Annotated in this window: 11 protein-coding genes; 3 read left to right on the top strand and 8 right to left on the bottom strand. The window is 63.5% G+C overall.

All coding sequences use genetic code 11. The annotated features are described in order from the left end of the window. Window positions 1-503, top strand: a 503-nt coding sequence (locus tag OXM58_02755; GenBank protein ID MDE0147266.1) for a DUF2493 domain-containing protein, incomplete at its 5' end; no start/stop codon positions are given. Between the two features lie 680 nt (window positions 504-1183). On the opposite strand, the gene OXM58_02750 is transcribed toward OXM58_02755, so the two are convergent. The 7 genes from OXM58_02750 to OXM58_02720 all read right to left on the bottom strand — a co-directional run bounded on the left by OXM58_02750 (window position 1184) and on the right by OXM58_02720 (window position 12200). Beyond that, on the bottom strand, window positions 1184-1720 hold the full coding sequence (locus OXM58_02750) for a hypothetical protein (GenBank protein ID MDE0147265.1): 537 nt from the start codon (window positions 1718-1720) through the stop codon (window positions 1184-1186). Window positions 1721-1744: 24 nt separating this feature from the next. Next, the gene (locus OXM58_02745) at window positions 1745-2968 is read right to left on the bottom strand and encodes a type II restriction endonuclease (GenBank protein ID MDE0147264.1); all 1224 of its coding nucleotides are present in this window, start codon (window positions 2966-2968) and stop codon (window positions 1745-1747) included. Beyond that, complete coding sequence (locus OXM58_02740) at window positions 2946-3419, bottom strand: very short patch repair endonuclease (GenBank protein ID MDE0147263.1); 474 nt, start codon at window positions 3417-3419, stop codon at window positions 2946-2948. Before OXM58_02740 ends, OXM58_02745 begins: the two co-directional genes overlap by 23 nt. A gap of 3 nt (window positions 3420-3422) precedes the next feature. Further along, the gene (gene dcm / locus OXM58_02735) at window positions 3423-4682 is read right to left on the bottom strand and encodes a DNA (cytosine-5-)-methyltransferase (GenBank protein ID MDE0147262.1); all 1260 of its coding nucleotides are present in this window, start codon (window positions 4680-4682) and stop codon (window positions 3423-3425) included. A gap of 161 nt (window positions 4683-4843) precedes the next feature. Continuing rightward, window positions 4844-6022, bottom strand: coding sequence for a tyrosine-type recombinase/integrase (locus OXM58_02730; GenBank protein ID MDE0147261.1), 1179 nt, complete (start codon window positions 6020-6022; stop codon window positions 4844-4846). Then, complete coding sequence (locus OXM58_02725; protein ID MDE0147260.1) at window positions 6019-6648, bottom strand: site-specific integrase; 630 nt, start codon at window positions 6646-6648, stop codon at window positions 6019-6021. The genes OXM58_02730 and OXM58_02725 overlap by 4 nt, the downstream gene beginning before the upstream one ends. Before the next feature lie 947 nt (window positions 6649-7595). Further along, a complete protein-coding gene (locus OXM58_02720) occupies window positions 7596-12200 on the bottom strand; it encodes a hypothetical protein (protein MDE0147259.1) in 4605 nt (1534 codons plus the stop codon). Between the two features lie 1863 nt (window positions 12201-14063). Between OXM58_02720 and OXM58_02715 the strand changes: the two genes are divergently transcribed. Continuing rightward, entirely contained in the window at window positions 14064-14663 is a 600-nt protein-coding gene (locus OXM58_02715) for a hypothetical protein (GenBank protein MDE0147258.1), read from the top strand. A gap of 310 nt (window positions 14664-14973) precedes the next feature. Beyond that, window positions 14974-15249 carry a thermonuclease family protein gene (locus tag OXM58_02710; GenBank protein MDE0147257.1) on the top strand — a complete coding sequence of 92 codons (276 nt, stop codon included), beginning with the start codon at window positions 14974-14976 and terminating at the stop codon, window positions 15247-15249. Between the two features lie 326 nt (window positions 15250-15575). Here OXM58_02710 and OXM58_02705 read toward each other — a convergent pair whose 3' ends face one another. Continuing rightward, window positions 15576-17507: an ATP-dependent endonuclease gene (locus tag OXM58_02705; GenBank protein ID MDE0147256.1), complete on the bottom strand. Its 1932-nt coding sequence runs from the start codon at window positions 17505-17507 to the stop codon at window positions 15576-15578. Between the last annotated feature and the right edge of the window lie 11 nt (window positions 17508-17518).

Raw genomic sequence — 17518 nt, 5'->3', positions numbered from 1 at the left:
CCGCCGAAGCCTACCGCGCCGAGACCGGCAGCCTGTGGCGGCCCCGGCGCGGCAGTCATGTCTCGCAGACCGGCACGCTCACCTCCGCCGCCATCGACGCCCGCGACTTCATGCGCGCCCGCAAGGACCGCGCAACCATGGCGCACCTGCCGAGCGGAACCCTTGTCGCCATCGCGGGCGGCAAGGACATCGCCGACCCCGCAGCCGTCATCGCCCGGCTCGACAAGGCGCGCGAGAAATACGCCGACATGGTGCTGGTCCATGGCGGCGGCCCCGGCGTCGAGAAGATCGCGGCGCGCTGGGCCGAGCGCAACGGCATCCAGCAGATCGTCTGCAAGCCCGACTGGAACCGGCACGGACGCGCCGCACCCTTCCGCCGCAACGACGAATTGCTCAACCTTCTGCCGAAGGGCGTGATCGCGTTCCCCGGTTCCGGCATCACCGACAACCTTGTCGACAAGGCGCGGCAGCTCGGCATCCCGGTTCAGCGCGTCGCGGCATAGCCCGCAACGCACGAGCGGGCCGCGTCGTCTCTCCCCCGGATCGGGGTCCGGGGCAGGCGGCGGCGCGGCCCGCATGGCCGAGCGTGCAGCAGTGCGGGCCTTGCTGCACCGGCCCCGCGACAGTAGCGGATGCACCGCGCCGCGGCCAGTGCGGCCGCCGGCGCGCACCGGCCCGTGCAAGGCCCGCTGCACCGCCCGCTGCACGACCGCCGGCACGACTGTCCGCACCGGTGCGGCGGCATCTGCCGGACCGCCCGGCAGCGCGGCCGGCACGACATCATGCAGTAGTGTCCGCAGACCTGCCCCCGGATCAAGCCCGGGGCAGGCCGGACCACGATCCGGGGTCCGCCGCTCAAGCGCCGCGTCGGCTCCGGTCCGCCGGGTCAGCCGGCGCCGATTTCCCCGATCGATCCTTCAGCAGAATCGGCCGTCCCGACCGCCCGGGGCGGCCTTGAATCTCACACCCCACGCATCGGTGATGCTCGCTGATTTCAGATCAGCTATACAAAAAAGCGGCTGAAAACCCTTTGTTTACAACAGGTTCCTAGAAACCCGCTCGCTCTTCCGTCCCCCTCCTATTCCCCAACCCAAGCCACGTCCAGGACACGGCTTGCCGTGTCCTTCGCTTCAAGACTACCACATCCCGAACGGGTAGACTAAGCGCTACGCCCGACAAGATGCTAGTCAACATATTCTGGGGGTCTACCTTTTGCCTCCATCCACCGTTTGTAATGCTCGTGATCCTTGTTTGGCTCTACCGTGTTTGAGGAAATTGTAAAGACTAGGCCCGGAGGGAGCGGAAGCATAAGTTTGGCATCATGCTTTCTTGCGTACCGCCGCAACGCGCTGACCACTACAAATGTATCTCGACTCTCGTAGTCAGTTTCATTTCTCTTGTGGTTTTCCAAGTCCATACCAAATCCTGGCGGGGAGAACAGAAAGGCTTCAAAGGCGCGAAGAATGTTACTGTCGTACTCAGTCGAATTATCGTTCAAAATGTCCGAGAGAATAGTAGCCCCTGCAACTCGGGCAGTATAGCGCTCCGGATTGAGACTCAATAGCTCCATTCCCATCTGGCAACGTTCCCGCAACAAATTCCGGTCTGCGGTAAGGCAGCGCCACCTAGCAAGATAAAGTCCGATACCCCCACCGAGAAGACCAAGAAAAAGGATAGCAACGCGGATTGCTTCGGAATTTTCTACAATCCAGCACCACATCGTCCACCTACCCCGCAAGCACGATCATTTGCATGCTCGTGCTCGTACATCTTGAATGAAGTCATTGACATTCCAAAGCCAAGCGCGCTGGTTATTGGTATAAGTTTCCTGAATCGACTGCGGCACGACTAGTTGCAAGTCTGAATTCGCCATTTGACTTGTCTGCGGCTCGGAAATTCCTGGTTCAAGCGTGAGAAGGTGTTTCCTCGGAATCTTCGTGGCTTCAGCCAGAACCTGCCTCCAACGATCCTTACAGCTTGACTTCGCTCCAAGCATGGTCAGGCACGCGTAGCCAACCTCGGGAGCGGCCCGATACGCTTCTTCGCTGGGGAACAGAAAGTCTGGCCGTTGGTTGTTCTCCGTTACGGCACCGCGAACGTAGGCAATTTCATAGGCACGGAATACTGCTTCAAGATGGTGTTCCAGCGACTGCCCCATTCGCGACTTCCTCCGGTTCTGAACACTTAGAGAGAACCGGATGAAACCGTCAACATCGGTTGCTCCGCTATCGTCCTTAAATCCTTCGTCAAGTCGTGTAGCTACGATGCGCCGTTCAAGACGCCGAAACAACGCTTCCTCGTGGCTCAGCCACGCCACAAGCGCCATATCGGGATCATCCTCGGCCCTCGCTTCGGGCAGAGTGAGACGGGCGAGATCGGAGAACTCAACGGTCTTCGGAAATGCCAAGCCGAAGCGTTCGATAATGGTATCAAGTCGGTCTGTGTCCGGTTCCTCGAATTCGATACCGATTTCGTCGAGGATGAAGCGCGCAGCGAAATCCAACTCCGGCTCGTCGTCGGCAACCTCGCGCGACACGAACGAACGCCCCCTCGGATGCAGATCGAATAGCCACGATAGCTGCCGTTCGCTGGTCGAGCCTTCCGGTGCGACGATGAAATAGAGCAGCTGATCGTTGGTCATGGCCAGAAACAGGGTATCGCGTTCCCGCATGGCCTCCGTCACGGGATTGGAAGGATAGTAGAGACGCCATTCCGCTGCCCGAGGCTTCTGCTCGCGCGCATCGTAATGGGTCGCAGTTCCTTCCGCGGTGAATCCGTCCTGATCCTCACCAAGCCAGACGTAGATGGCCCGGAAGCGCTGATGCTGAACCTCACCGAGGAACTGACGGCGCATGTTCCCCGTCGTGCCTACCTCGTGCTGATTGGACCGGCGGGGCTCGGCATCCACAGCGGTCAGGCGCTTGACGCCTGCACCGGCGAAGTAATCACGTAACTGTCCGCGTCTCATCACCGCTCAGCCCCAATTTCGGTTCATCGGACACCAGCCATGCTGCGCAACGTTCTGCAATCGCATCGTTCGGGAGACGTGCTCGCCCCTTGATGGCGCATTCCCAAATCGTAGCTACCCGCCAACCACTATGGGCCAAAGCCGACAGGTTCCTACCGTCGCGAGCAACATTTGAACTGATCTTGTTTCGCCAGAATTCACTTCGGGTCTTCGGCCATTTGAACAAGTGGCAGTCATGACCGTGCCAAAAGCATCCGTGGACGAAAATCACGGCTCTGTGTTTCGGAAACACAAGATCCGGCTTTCCGGGCAAATCCACGCAATGAACGCGAAACCTGAATCCCAAGCGATGCAATGCAGACCGCACCGCCTTTTCCGGCTTCGTGTCCTTTCCCTTGATGCCCGCCATCATCCTGCTGCGGACTTCCGGTGCAACGATATCGGCAGCCATGACTCAGACGGCGGCGCTCGGTTCAGGAAACAGGAATTCGCTCTGGTTGGCTGAAGGGAGGCGGCGCCCCGCTCTTGCGAGCAGTTCGGCGAGGTGCGGCTTCATAAGTTGAGCTACTGCACGCACCACGGGCACGACCACGGCGTTGCCAAACTGCCGATAGGCTTGGGTGTCCGACACCGGAATTCTAAACTCTCTACCCCCTGGCTTCTCGAAACCCATCAGCCGTGCGCACTCCCTTGGAGTCAGCCGACGTGGACGCCTGCCCACTTGGCGAATCAAGATTTCCGACCCATCCTTGTAGTAGCGGGCAGAAAGGGTACGGGCGACATCATCCGGGCCGAAAAGGGAATAACCGAATCCGTTTCCTGCGCTCCGGTGTCTTTTCTTGTAGTCCTGAAGATAGTTCCACAAATGCTTGGTCAGCGTGTACTTCGAGTCAACATCGGCATCCAAGATGATCCGCAGCGTGGGTGCCCGGCCAGTCGGTATTGCGAGTTCGTCGAAATCAAAAGCCGTCGGCTCCCTGAATCCGACCATGAATATCCGTTCCCGTTTTTGCGGAACCCACGGAGAGGAATCCACGACTCGCGTCTTGACGCTGTAGCCCAGTTCACTCTCAAGCACATGCATGATTGTCGCAAAAGTCCGGCCGCCATCGTGCCGTTCGAGATTCTTCACGTTCTCAAGCAGAAAGGCGGGCGGCCGGTGATGGTCAATGATCTTCGCCAGATCATAGAAGAGCGTTCCCTGCGTGTCGCACAGGAAGCCATGGGGCTGGCCAAGCGCATTCTTCTTCGATACGCCCGCAATGGAGAATGGCTGGCAAGGAAACCCCGCCAACAGGACATCGTGCGGCGGTACGGTTTCCGGCTTGTTCGCGTATGGCCGTATGTCGCCGACGAACTCGTGATCGCTGTCAGCCGGTTCCGGGAAGTTTGCTGTATAGGTTTCCTTGCAGAACCGATCCCACTCGGACGTGAACACGCAGCGACCACCGATTTCCTCGAACGGGCGGCGCAACCCACCGACCCCCGCGAAGATATCAACGAAGCGAAATCCTTCCTCACGATCTGCGGGGCAGCGCGCGTTGGCGACTTCACGCAGCTTTTCGATCTTCAGTCGGTCGATACGCTTCCCCTCGCCATTGATGTAGCGCCGCACGGTCCGAGCGTTGACGCCTAGCAACTCGGCAGCTTCTCCAATGCCTAGCCCGGCACGCGTCATCAGTTCGGAAAACTCGCTGGTGCCTTGAGGGTTCATGTCGCCAGCTATGTGTCAATTTCGGACAATATGTCATGATCTGTCCCAGAGTGCAACCGGGAACGTTGATGTGCGTCGCCCGGCGATGCGAGCCAGTCGCAAGCGCGCCGCACGCGGAGAGGCGCACCTCTGACTTGAGAGTCCGAATGCCAGCTACCGCGTCAGTGACCGGATTCCTGTCTCAGGCCATCAGATAGCTTACGGTGAACCGCCGTGGCCACGCGCTCGGCGGCTTGGCTCAGCGTGGCGTCGTCGAGATGGACATAGCGGTTCGTCGTGGAGGCCCGCCGATGCCCAAGCAGGCGACCCGCGACATGCAGGCTTTCCCCGTTCATGACCGCGTGGGAAGCGTGCGCATGACGGAGATCGTGAAGCCGGGCATCCGCCACGATCCCGGCCCTGTTGCGCGTGGTGATCCAGAAATAGTGAAGGTCATGCTTGCTCAAAGGACCGTCCCGCCTGCTCGCCGGAAACACCCACTCCCCGGTCGCCGTTTCGGCGATGCTTGCCAGCAGCTCCCGCGCCGAATCGCCAAGCAGAACGTGCCTCGGCCCGGTCTTCGCGTCAATCAGGGTCAGGCGGTCGGGCTTGACTTCCGACCAGCGCAGGCGGCGTATCTCGCCCGGCCTGCATCCCGTCAGCAGGAGCAGGCGCACCGCCGCGACGCAGACCGTGCTTTCGGCTTCGCGCTGGCGCAGCACCGCGCCGAGCTTCGCCAGATCGTCCGCGCCGAGCAGCCGCCCGCGCGGCGGACGGCGGTAGCGCACGATCCCCTTGCACGGGTTCCCGGCGGCTTCGGGCCGATGGCCCCACGCGCTAGCGCAGTCGAACATGTTGCGCAGTATGTCATGGCTTCGATTCGCCCCGCCCGGCTTCCTGCGCCCGTATTCGTGGAAAAAGCGGGCAATATCGGCCCGCACGACCGAGCCGACGCGCAGATGGCCGAGAGCGGGCAGGATGGCGCTGTCGAGATAGCTCATGGTGGCTGCCACCGTGGACGGCTTCCACGACGGCGCGCGCCGCTCGACGTATTCGGCGGCGAACGCCTTGAGGGTCGGGCCGGAAGCGGGAAAGGGCACGGGTTGGCCGCCGCCCTTCTCGCACGCGAGGAAGGCGAGCGCGGCGGCGCGTGCTTGGTCGGCCTTCACCGCATCGGGCTTGCCGAGCGTGACCCGGCGCGGCGTGCCGGCGCGGCGGAAGCGGAACACCCAGGACCGCGCGCCGTTCGGTTGGACGCGCAGCATGAAGCCTTGCAGGGCAGTATCGTGGACGGCGTATTCGCGCTCGCGCGGACGGGCCGCGCGCGCGAGCGCATCGGTCAGGCGGGCGCGTTCGGTCATCGGCCTGCCTCCCCGCCGTCGAGCATGTCTGCAAGGCCGCGCGAGACCCGGTTCGCGGCCTCGAACACGGAGTCCTCGGCAAGATGCGCATAGCCGAAGGTGGTCTTGATATCGGCATGGCCGAGCAGCCCGGCGACGACGCGCAGGCCCTCGCCGCCGCCGACCGCGACCGCCGCGTGGCTATGGCGGAGATCGTGAATGCGCAGCGTCGGGAGTCCCGCCACCGCGCGGATCGCGTTCCATGCCTTGTCCACCGTCGCAGGGTCGCCGCAGGGCGACGCGAACACCCACGGGCAGTTGGTACGCCGTTGCTGCGCCGCGAGCACGGCGCGGGCCGGCGACGCCAGCCAGAGCGTGCGCGGACCCGTCTTGGAATCCGGCAACACCGCGCGGTCGCCGTGGACGTATTCCCACTTGAGCCGCAGCGCCTCGGACTTGCGCGCACCGGTGTAGAGCAGGAAGCGCAGCGCGGCGACGGCGGCCGGCCATTCCGCCTCCGCGTCGTCGAGCGCCCGACCGAGCGCGGCGAACTCGTCGTCCGTCAGGTAGTGCGCCTCGAAGCCGGTCTTGCGCCGCCGCAGCCCCTTGCACGGGTTGGAGTCCTCGCGCCGGGTGTGTGACGGCAAACCGCTTTTCGGGCCATGGGTGCAGGATTTTCAGCGGCGGCCACGAGACCTCCGTGTACTTGCCCAGCGTGTCCAGCTTGGTCCGGTCCATCTGCGACCGCCGGCGTAAAGCCCGCAGCCACATTCGCCGAAGACGGAATGCAAACCGCTTTAGAGACCGGGAGCTGGTTGGGACAGCGTAGTAGCGTAGCCATCCGTTCAGAATTTTCCCGAGCCATCTGGCCACCTCGTAAGGGTTGTGATGCATCCGCCGACGCAGCTCGGCACCGATACGCCGTAGGGTCCGGTCGACTCGCTTCCCCACTGGTTTGCGCCCAAGCCCGAATTCTCCGTCTCTCTGGGTTCGGCAGTAGTGCGTGAACCCAAGAAAGTCGAAGGTTTCCGGACGTCGCTCGCCCCGTGCCCGGCGGTTCTCACTCGCGAACTTGCCGAACTCGATGAGGCGGGTCTTGTCAGGGTGCAGTTCCAGTGAAAACGCGGCCATCCTCTCCTTCAGATCGTGCAGAAACCGTTCCGCGTCTTGCCTGTGCTGGAATCCGACCACGAAATCATCGGCGTAACGCACTATGTGTGTTTCGCCGCGTGCTTTTCGGGTGCGCCATCTCCTCTGAAACCAGAGGTCGAAGACGTAGTGCAGGTAGATGTTCGCCAGAATCGGCGACACAATCGCGCCCTGCGGAGTTCCCCGCAGGTCTCGGACGCCGCGGAGCCCTTGCGCCCTCACGAAAGCGGGCGCTCGGTGTTGCCTTCGGCCGCTGATAAAGCCTCGGCACTCCGAATCTTTCAGCATGTTTCGACGCTCAATAACCCTGCCCGCACGCACCGCTACCGACGCTTCGCATGACGCCTCACGGCGCCCTGCGCACGGCTCGCGGCGAAGGCGGCTCGTTACACCTTTCCTCCCGCCGGACTTTCACCGGCTGTCCACGTCAGAATTTTCCTGACACTCACCAGCGGACGCTGCCCTGCAGCATGATGCCGTGTTGGGCCGGCGTATTGCCGCCAACGGCCTCCTGGCGCGTGGCGTCGAGATTGAGCTCGAAGCCAGGGTCGTTCCTGACCGCCGAGGTCAGGCGCCAGCCGATGCGGTAGTCGCGCGCCGTGTCCGAGATCCCGAATCCGAGGTTGGGCGTGCCGGTGAAGCGGTCGCCGAACAGGGCGACGCCGTAGCCGAGCCCGCCGTCCAGCCGCTGCCGGGCCCGGAACTTGCCCGCCGATCCGCCGGTTGCCCCGACGCCCGGCGCGAGGCCGGGCGCCAGGCTGCCCGCCTCGCGCGCCGACCACAGCCGCTCGACCCCGCCCGGCGACGCCGCGCCCCAGGCCGGGCTGAGGCTGAACGACAGGCCCCGGCCCCGGTCGCCCGGCGCCAGGCGCACCGACGCGTGCGCGCCCCATTCCCGGTAGTTTGAGTCCTTGCGCGCGATCAGGGTCCGGGCGCGCGCCTCGACGCTCAGCCCCGTCTCCGGGTCCCGCCAGGTCACCCGGCCGCCGATCTCGACCCCGGCGCCGCTCTGGTCGTCGCCGCCGTCCTGGCGCAGCCCGAGCGACAGCGACGGCTCCAGCGCGCCGCCGTCCGGCAGCGCGAAGGCGCGCGAGCCTTCCAGCACCGCCCTTACCCGGCTGGCGTCGCCGGTCGCCGCCGCCAGGTTGCCGGCCCCGGGAGTCGACACCCGGGCCGATCTGGTGCGCACGAAGAAGGCGTCCGCCTTCAGCGCCAGCGCCAGCCCGCCGCCGGGCCCCGGCCGGAGCAGCTCGGCCCGGCCGCCGGCGGCCGCCAGCCGCATGGCGATGTCCGCGCTCTGGGAGACGCCGTCCCAGGACAGCGTCATCGCGCCGGCGCCCGAGCCGAGCGCGCTCCAGAACGACAGCCCCTCGCCCGCCCGCACCCGCAGGTAGGGCGTGACCATGGTGAGAGACCCCGCGATGCCGTAGTCCGTACCCGACGGCGCGAAGGCGGCGCCGCCGGTCTCGACGCTGCGCGACAGCGCCACGCCGGCCAGCAGCCAGTCGCCCTCCCAGTCCACGCCCAGCACCCCGGTCGCGGTCTCGCCCGCGAACGACAGGCCGCCGTTACCCGCGCCGCTCGACGTGTCCGACAGCACCTTGCCCCAGCTGGTCATCGCGCCGCCCAGGCCCGAGACCTCGCCGGTCGTGAAGTGGAACGCGCTGCCCGGCAGCAGCTCGCGCATCGTCGGCCGCCGCGCCGGCGCCGGGGCGCCGGTGCCGGTCCGGGCGCCGCCCCAGGTTCCGGTCCGGGCCCCGCCCCAGGCGCCGCCGACATCGTGCCGTGCGAACGGGTTATCGTTCGCCGCAGTGTTCGGAGGGGTGGCGCCGAACGTCCGCGCCAGCCCGGTCAGCGCCGCGGTCAGTATCTGGCCCTCGCCGGTCTGCGACAGGTTCAGCGTCTGGCCCATCACGGTGACGGTCATGCGCGGCGCCGCGCCCGCCCGGACCGCGAAGCGCCCCTCCAGGGCCTCGACCGTCTGGATCGCCACCGTGCGCCCGAAGCGCGCCAGCCACACCTGCTGCAGCGGGTCCGAATTGACGATCGTGCCCGTGGCCTCGCCATCGGCGATGACCGCCCCGGCGGCTCCGGTGAGTTTCAGCGTGAACGTCTCCTCGCCCTCGTCATGGGCGTCGTCGAGCAGCGGCACCGAGACCGTCTTCTCCGTTTCGCCAACGGCGAAAGTGAGCGTGCCGCGCGTAAACGTGTAATCCGCGCCCGCCGTCGCCGTGCCGTCCCGGGTGGCGTAGTCCACCGTCACCGTATCGGCGGCGGCGCGGCTCAGGGTCACCGTGAACGCGACCGCCGCGTCCGGGCCCTCGTTTGCCCTTGCGTCGGCGACCGAGACGGCGACGGGACCGCTCACCGTTGCCGAGACCGCGTCGGTGAGCTTGCGCCCGTTGCTGTCGCAGATGGCTCCGGTCGCCGAACAGTCGGCGGTCGCGGCCAGGGCTATCGCGATGTCGTCGAACGAGGACGGGCGGACCTTCACCGTCCACCGGCGGTTCTTGCCGGAAACAGCCCGCGTCACATCGACGATCCGACCGTTGGCGACGGTGAGCGCCCGTTTGACCGGTCCGGCCGTCAGGCCGGAGACGTCCTCGCTGAAACGCACTTCGAACGTGAAGAGATTCTTGCCGTTATGGCCGTTCGGCAGGCCGTGGAAGGCCGCCGTCAACGGGTGGGGAGCCCCGATCGCCGCCGGGGGAGAGAGCTGCCCGCTCCCCGCGCCGTTCACCCCCTGGACCCGGTAAACATAGCTGGTTCCCGCCGCCACCGTGCTGTCGGTGTGGGTCGTCGAAACGCCCGGAACGCTGGTCAACAGGCCGAACGCGCCGCCCGCCGCCCTGCGGACGATCCTGTAGATTGCCGGCGCGTTGCTGCCGTCGTCCTCGACGCCGGGAGCCGTCCAGGTCAGGGACACGTGCCCGCTGCTCGTGAGCGACGCCCGAAGGCCCGGAACCCGTCCCGGCGCCGCCGTCGTCGCCGCCGTCTGTTGCGTGTCCCGCTGCACGCTCTTCCCGACGCTGGGCGGCGCTTCCCCATCCGCCGCCGCCACCGCGGCCGTGGCGGCGCTGGTCAGCGTCGCGGCGTTGCCGTTGTCGTCGTTGAAGCCGACCCGCACCTTGATCGCCGCGCCCGCATCCGCGGCCGCCAGCGTGTATGTCGAAGCCGTCGCGCCGGCGATGTCCGTGTCCGTGCCGTCGCGGCTCGATATCCATTGGTAGGCGAACGTCGCGCCCGCGAGCCCGTCCGGGTCGGCGATGCCGGAAGTAGACGCCGTCAGCGTCTCGCCCACCCGCGCCGTCCCCGAGATCGTCGGCAAGCCGGTCGCCGGGGAGTTGAAGGTGACGGTGTCGCCGTCGATCGTGACCGTCGCGTCCGGGTTGCCCCAGGTCACGGCCACGGGCGCCGAGTCCGCCACATATTCCGTCCCGTAGGCGACCCGGACGCGAAACACCATGATTTGCGGCTTTATTTCCAGGTAGGTGAAGCTGGGAGCCCATGTCTGGCCGGCGTACAGGTCCAGCCAGCGTCCGTTGCCGTGGTACTGCCAGTGGTATTTGGGAGCGATGCCGTCGGGAGCGTTGGCGGTGGCCGCGGACAATGTGACCACTTCCTGCAGATTCAGTTGGGTCTTGTCCGCGCTGATGGTGGCCGATCCCGCCGGGAGTTCCTGGGCAGGGACGGGTATGGGCTGGGGCCTGTTGCCGCTGTCGTCCACGATGACCTTGTCGGGTTTCAGGGCGGAATCCCGGGTCAGCGTCCCCCCGGTGGTCACCGAAGCCGTGGAAGTCGACCACGAACCGGTCCATTCGCTGTCGGTGCATCCGTTGCCAATCTGACCGTGGTTGATGCAGTGGAACCTCTTCGCCCGCACCTGGTAGATATAGGCGGTATTGGCCGTAACGGAGGCGCTCTTGTCGATGTGGCTGGTCGGTAATGTACCGGTCGCCGATGCACAGGAAACCGTAGTGCCTCCATAGTTGCAGAGCGCACGGCTTAAACCCCTCAGAGTCGGCAATTCGGTCCAGGTGCTGCCGCTGTCCGAACTGCGCCGCAACTGGTAGCCCTGCGGGCCCGAAGTCGTCGTTGTCGCCGTCGGCGCCGTCCAGCTCACCTTGATGAAGCCGCTCGAATCCAGCGTCCCGCCCACGCCGGTCGGCGCGCCCGGGGCCCGGGCGGTCAATGTCGCCGAGGCCGCCACGGACCAGTCGCTTCGCCTCTTCCCGGCATAATTTCTTCCCGGATGATCGTGGAGGTTCGTCGTATCTAATTCGGAGTGGATCGTTTGCGCCACCACGCGGTAGGCGTAGCTTTGCCCCGGCGTTACGAACGGGTCCACGAAGGTCGTATTGCCGCTCCCCCAGGAGAGCATCTGGTTGACGAAGACTGCGCCGGTTGTGCCGCGAGTGCAACCCGGACCGTTCAGATGGCTATAACGTGCATAGGTCAGGCCGGGCGTGCGCTTGCGGTAGTCGGAGCCGAGCGGCACCGTATCGCAAGTGCCGTTCGGGTTGTTCGCTCCAATACCCGGATTCGTCGCGGTCGGACCGAAACAACTGTCCGGAAAGACTCGCCAGTTCTCCCCGGCCGGTAGAGTTCCGACACGGGTATTGAGACGCCGCTTGAGGACATGGTACAGCGTCATCTTGGTTTCCGTGACTTCGTTCCGGCGGTAGATCTCGTAGGCCCAGACGTTCCTGTCGGCCTCCGTGGCGCTTCCCGGCGCGTTCCAGGCGAGCCTGATTCCGCTCTCGCTGGAGTCGTGGAAAGCCGTGGCGGTCAGGCCGGTCGGCCTGGTCGGCTTGTTCCCCGTGGCGCAGCGAATGGTGTTCCCGCTGCTGCGCTCTACCGGCTCGCCGCCGCCGATGGCGCAGAGGCCGCCTTCGCCGGCCACCGTCGCCCTGCCATCGGTCACGTAGTTCGTGGGGTAGTTGGCGCATCTGTGATTGCTCTGCGCCTGCGCGTCCGGGCCGTTCGACAGAAACAGGAACGCCGGGAGAAGCACGCCGGCGAGGGCGATTCTGGAGAATTTCTGGAACATCGGGTTACTCCTCATCGGCGATCGACGCTTAATTCGGCGGCTTTAGTCGAGCAGCCGGACTGCCCGGTGTCGGACGCCGGCTCGACGCTCGCCGGCGCCTGCGCCCGGCCGGCGCGGGGGCGAGCAGCCAGGCCGCAGCGCGCCAGGCAGAAGGACGGAATCGGGAAGCGAAACCGGAAAGGGGCAGGAAAGGACAGCCCCAGCTCATGCCGGAAGCGCCGGCTCCGGCGCGCTTCATTGTCCGGCAGGCCAATTCCCAGATTTGCAGAACCTCTCCGCAGGCGACCCTGTACCTGTCCATCGGCGATCCCGAATCGTTGCCGGATTGCTCGCGATAACTCTCATTATCGGGCGCAATCCGGCGGGTCGTGCAGGGATGGCGGGGCAGCGGCGCGGCGCCCGGAAACCGCCGGAAACCGCCGGAAACGCGGGGCTGTGGGGCGCTGGCTCGGCGGTCGAGAGGCACCGTACGGGGCGCCGGGCGCGGGTCGGGCGGCAGGGCCGGAGGGGCGATATGGCGGGAACCCGGCGTCAACACCGGGCAGCTGGCGCCGGCGGCGGGACCGGCGCGGGTATTACGGTCTACAGAGAAAGCGAGCGGTTACATGGACTTGCCGGCGGCGGACGGGCCCGGACAACAGCCAGGCAAATCAATGGGGCTTGACAGGATTGCGCGCGATAATGAGAGCTATCGGGCGCAATCCGCGCGAGGCCGCCGGAGCGGCGCCCGGCTGCGTCATCCGACAGGAGCCGTCTTCGGGCACGGCGCCCTCGACGCCGATACCCGACGGCAAGGGCCGCATCCATCGATCCGCTCCCGACCGCGCAAGCACCGGCTGTCCCGGTCGAGCCTCCGACCGCGGCAGCCTGACCGGACGTTGGTAGAGAAACGCGGAGCCCGCGTGAAACGCATTAATTTGCAGGAATCGATAGCAAAAATGTTATGGTATGCGAGAGGCCGCGATCGTCCGTGACGGGGATCCCGGCGCCGTCATGCTGAACGATCCCGCCGGACCGCTGCCCCGGACCGGCGCCCTGTGTCGCCCGCCGGCGCCCCTGTATTGAAATATCCCGCGTCCGATTTGATGACCCGGGCCGCGTTCGTCTCTCAGGCGCGCGCGGAACCCAAGAAATCGACAACCCATCGAGACGCTGGAAGGATCGGGTTTTCCGTCAGGCCGTTGCGATCAGCCGCGAGACCGCGGACGGCGACCGCCCCGGCTTTGCGGCCGGAACACAAGGTGGGAGCCGATCCGGGCGTCTTGGCAGGCCGCCGCCGGATTCGGAATCAGGTGCGTCCGAGGCGTTGACTGCGGCACGGTTCATAAAGATGTCGGCAATGCCCGGACTCGCTTCTCTCCCAAGCCGGATGCGATGTATGTTCCATCCGCGTCGCGGTTTCTCATTCCGTAGCTTCGCGCGAGAACTCCATGATCCGAGCCCATGAGCATAGAAGTCACGTTGCATCCCGACACGTCTGACAAGCGCGGACTGCAGGCCCTTCTGGTGGAGTTCGGATTTGAACGCTGTAGCCATCTGTGGAACTGGCCGGAAGGCTAGCTGCACTTTGGTTGGTTTAGCGACGTCGAGTATCAGTCCTACGATGGCGTCGAAGCCACGATCTTCGCCCCGACCGAAGCTCTCGACGAAGGTTCCCGGCCTTGTGCCTGGGCGCTGCATACACGGACGCGTGCTTCGGCAAGCCCGGCCGACAGAGAACAGCAGAACCGGGTCGTCCGTGCCGCCAGAAAACGATTCGGCGGTGCGTTTTACAACGACAGCGCAGGCAAGAACAGATACACGAAGATTGAAGAAGACGGGCGCGATGCCCCCAGCCGCGGCATTTACCGGGCCTACGAATCCGTGCGCGAGTCGGTCAGCGCCGTCCAGTACGCCTTGCCCGATCCGACGCCGGACCTCGAACGCCTTGTCGGGACCGATCTCGAACCCCTCTCCCAGATGGACCCTCAGCGCGTCCTGTACAATGCCCTCGTGCCGTTTGCCCTAGCTGCCGTCGAGCACTTCTTGAGCCGTTCGTTCACGGTATTGCTGGAATTCGACCCGAAAGCCCGAGAACGGCTCCAACGGCAGACACGCAGGGTCGACATGTCCGAGGCCCTCTCCATCGCAGAAGGGAAGACATCGATCGAGGATGTCGTCGTCAGGTGGTACAGTTTTCAGAACTTGGACGGTATCCAGAGAGCCTTTAACGAATGGTTCGGAATGGAATTCCGCAAGATGCTCCGCCGAAGAAGGAAGGTCGGTCAGCGGCTCGTAACCCTGGACACGGAACTCCAGAGGATGATCGACGCGCGGCACGGAGTGATTCATCGACTTCACATCGACCGGGACCTGCGGAAACACAACATCAGCGAACTGCTGGACACGGCGATGGCGGTGATCGACGCGTTCGTCGACCACTTGGAGTCCGAAAGGTCCATGCGTATCAGGGATCGTGCATAGATTCTGGCCGCACTGCGGCAGATCGATCGACGCGCCGCGGCCAAGACCGAGTTTCCTGACCCAATCGTTCAATCCGGCAACCCGCGTGCAGCGCCCGACTAGACTCTCCCTTGGCGATGCAATATTTTCCGCTCCGCCCAAGTGACAGCACAATCTCGGAAACGTTCGAACTCACCGTGGTGCCTAGGAAACCACATGGCGCAGAGCTGGACCAGAAGGCACGAGTATCCGGTCAATAGTGGAGATTCCTGCTCGACAGCGACATCTTGCTGTCGGATTCCCTAACCTGACGACACCGAAGGAGAGCTTCATGTCATTCACCGTGACCAAAGTTATTGACGGAGATACTGTGGAAGTTGATCCGAAATGGAACTGGAAGTCGAAAAAAACGACTGGATCACGCGTACGATTAGCAAATGTTGATGCCCCTGAATTGAAGGAACGCGGTGGCTTGGCTGCAAAGCAGAAATTAGAAAAACTCCTCCTAAATAAAGAGGTTGATCTGAAGAATCTAGTGAGCCTTAGCTACGGTCGATTAGTGTGTGATGTTTATTTGGGTAACAAAAATATCGCGGATAGTCTTTAGCTTGTGACCGCCACACTTCTCGAGAAAACTGGCTTCTATCGGTTCTGTCGCAGCGATATCGTTCCGTAATCAAACCCGTTATTCGAGTGATGTCGACCGAGGATACTTGACAGGATCACGTGTATTGACGTGCCTGGATAACTTGCCGCTCCACGGTGGCCAGAGAATGGGCCCCCTCCGCGCCACGGGGGAGGTGGGCCAGTTGTGGGTTTGAACGTTCCAGCAAGGCGACGACCACCATCTCTAAATCTGCACGAGCGTTTCCCACTGGAGGCCAATCCCCATTGTGGGTCCAGCCAGCCCCAAGCAGAGTCGAGAGCTCAGTGTCAGGACATGTAATTTTGCGGTTCGAGGATGGCTGAGCACACATCGGTAAGGCCGGCCGAGTACTTTTCGGATTCCCAAGCAAACGCGAGGCTAGCGCCGATGTGGAGTGAATTCTTGCGCAGGCGTCCGGCATGGGCGTAGCGCTTGTCAGCCTCCTTGCGGAACTCCGCCCAGGTATCCGTTCCAATATCGGCAGCGACAACCGACCCGATGTCGGAATGCCACATCGTGAAACCGGGCGCTGAGCATGATTCAGCAGGCATGGGGTTTTCTTCTGGTTTGCCAAGCAGTGTCAGTAGCGCCCTGTTGTCCTTCTCGTGCTTGGCTTGACTGCCATTCTTGTCGGGTTTGTCTGCGTCAGCATCGAATATTACATAGGTCGGAATGCCCATCTGCCTTGCGATGACAAGTGGCTGAAGCAGCTCACTCTTGCCGTTTACGCTTACGATGTGACAACCCAAGCGCCGGAATTCGTCAGTCCTATCGAGGAGATTGAGATACGACATGAGGTAAGCGACATCTTCAATCCCTTCGACCAGAATGAGCCTGCGGGTAAAGAACATCTCGTTCAGAGAAGGCTGCAAGGCTTGGTGAATCTTCGCCAGCATCCCTTCCGGTTTGGCTGGTTCCTCACCCGTGGCCGCGGCCACGGCCTGCGCAATTTCGTCAAATGACACATGGGCTACCGCAGAACTTCGATGACCAGTTTCCTTACGGATCATTCGGACATCTTCAAATCCCTGGCCGGAGACAAAACGCGGATCGTGGGTCGACACGATGACCTGTGCATTACCCCGACTGAGAGTGTTGAGAATCGCGGCAAGGTGACGGGCCTGCGGTGGATGCTGATAGAGTTCGGGCTCCTCGCAGGCGAGAACAAGGGTAGGCCCGACAACTTCATCGGTCCCGGCGAGCTCTTGCAGCAACGCAAGCAAATAGGATCGCTGGAGCCCATGGCCGAACCGCGCAAGCTCACCTTCGAATTCGCCCTCGGCGGCAAGAATATGCGCCAACGGCTCCTCGACACGCACGGACTTCTCAGGATCCTGTTTCCAATGAAGGCGCAAACGCGCGTCAGGATGCGCCCACTCGGAGATCCGCATTTGAAGCGCGGAAGATATGTCGTCGAGAACGGTTTGGTTGCCGTCGAGAAGACTCTGATATCGTTGCTGCATCTGCGTGCGCAGCGTCTCGATCTCTTCGTCGAAATTGGCCTTTGAACGAACTGTGCGGGCGAGCAGCTTGCCCAAAGCCGAGTTCCGCGCCTCCACCTGTTCCGAGGCCGCGTCCTTCACGGCCGGCACATACACCCATTGAAGATGTTTTGAGAGGCGATTCGCTCCCCTCGAAAAGCCGTAGAACTGATCCTCGCTGGGAATCAGCTCGCACTCATCCGGCCGTGCAGCCTCGAACTCTCGAAGACCCACCACCATTGCGTCTTTAGTGCCCGGTGCTGGTAGATCCGAGTACATTTCGCGGAGTTTGCTATAGATCTCTTTTAGTTCACCGACCTTCTTACCTCCGTCGAGAGCCTCGAAGAACGGGCTCAACGTCCTCATACCAAGACGCTGCCCGTACTGTTTCACCTGAGCCTTTCCGGTTGCCTCATTGAAGGTAGCCACCGCCGTCACGACGAGCCGCTCCTGCCGAACATAGTCGGAGAAGTCCTCTTGTGCCTCCTCACTCAGGTCGCCAAATGTGACCGTAATACTGATCGGAACTGAGGTGTTCTTGCAGTGAAAATCCTCTTGGTCTGGTTGACTAAGATCGGTAGAGAGATTTTCAGTTTCGCGGAAGAAGACATTTAAGGCCGTTAGGACAGTCGACTTTCCGGCGCCATTGGGACCGACCAAACAAGCGTATCTGTTGAACGGAACAGTTGCATCTTCGAACGAACGAAAATTCTCTATGCGGACGGATTCAATCCTCATTTTCCTATCCC

This window comes from Rhodospirillaceae bacterium, assembly GCA_028819475.1.
Taxonomy (GTDB): domain Bacteria; phylum Pseudomonadota; class Alphaproteobacteria; order Bin65; family Bin65; genus Bin65.
The sequence above is the reverse complement of the archived record's forward strand: the minus strand, read 5'-3'. Positions and strand labels throughout refer to the sequence as shown.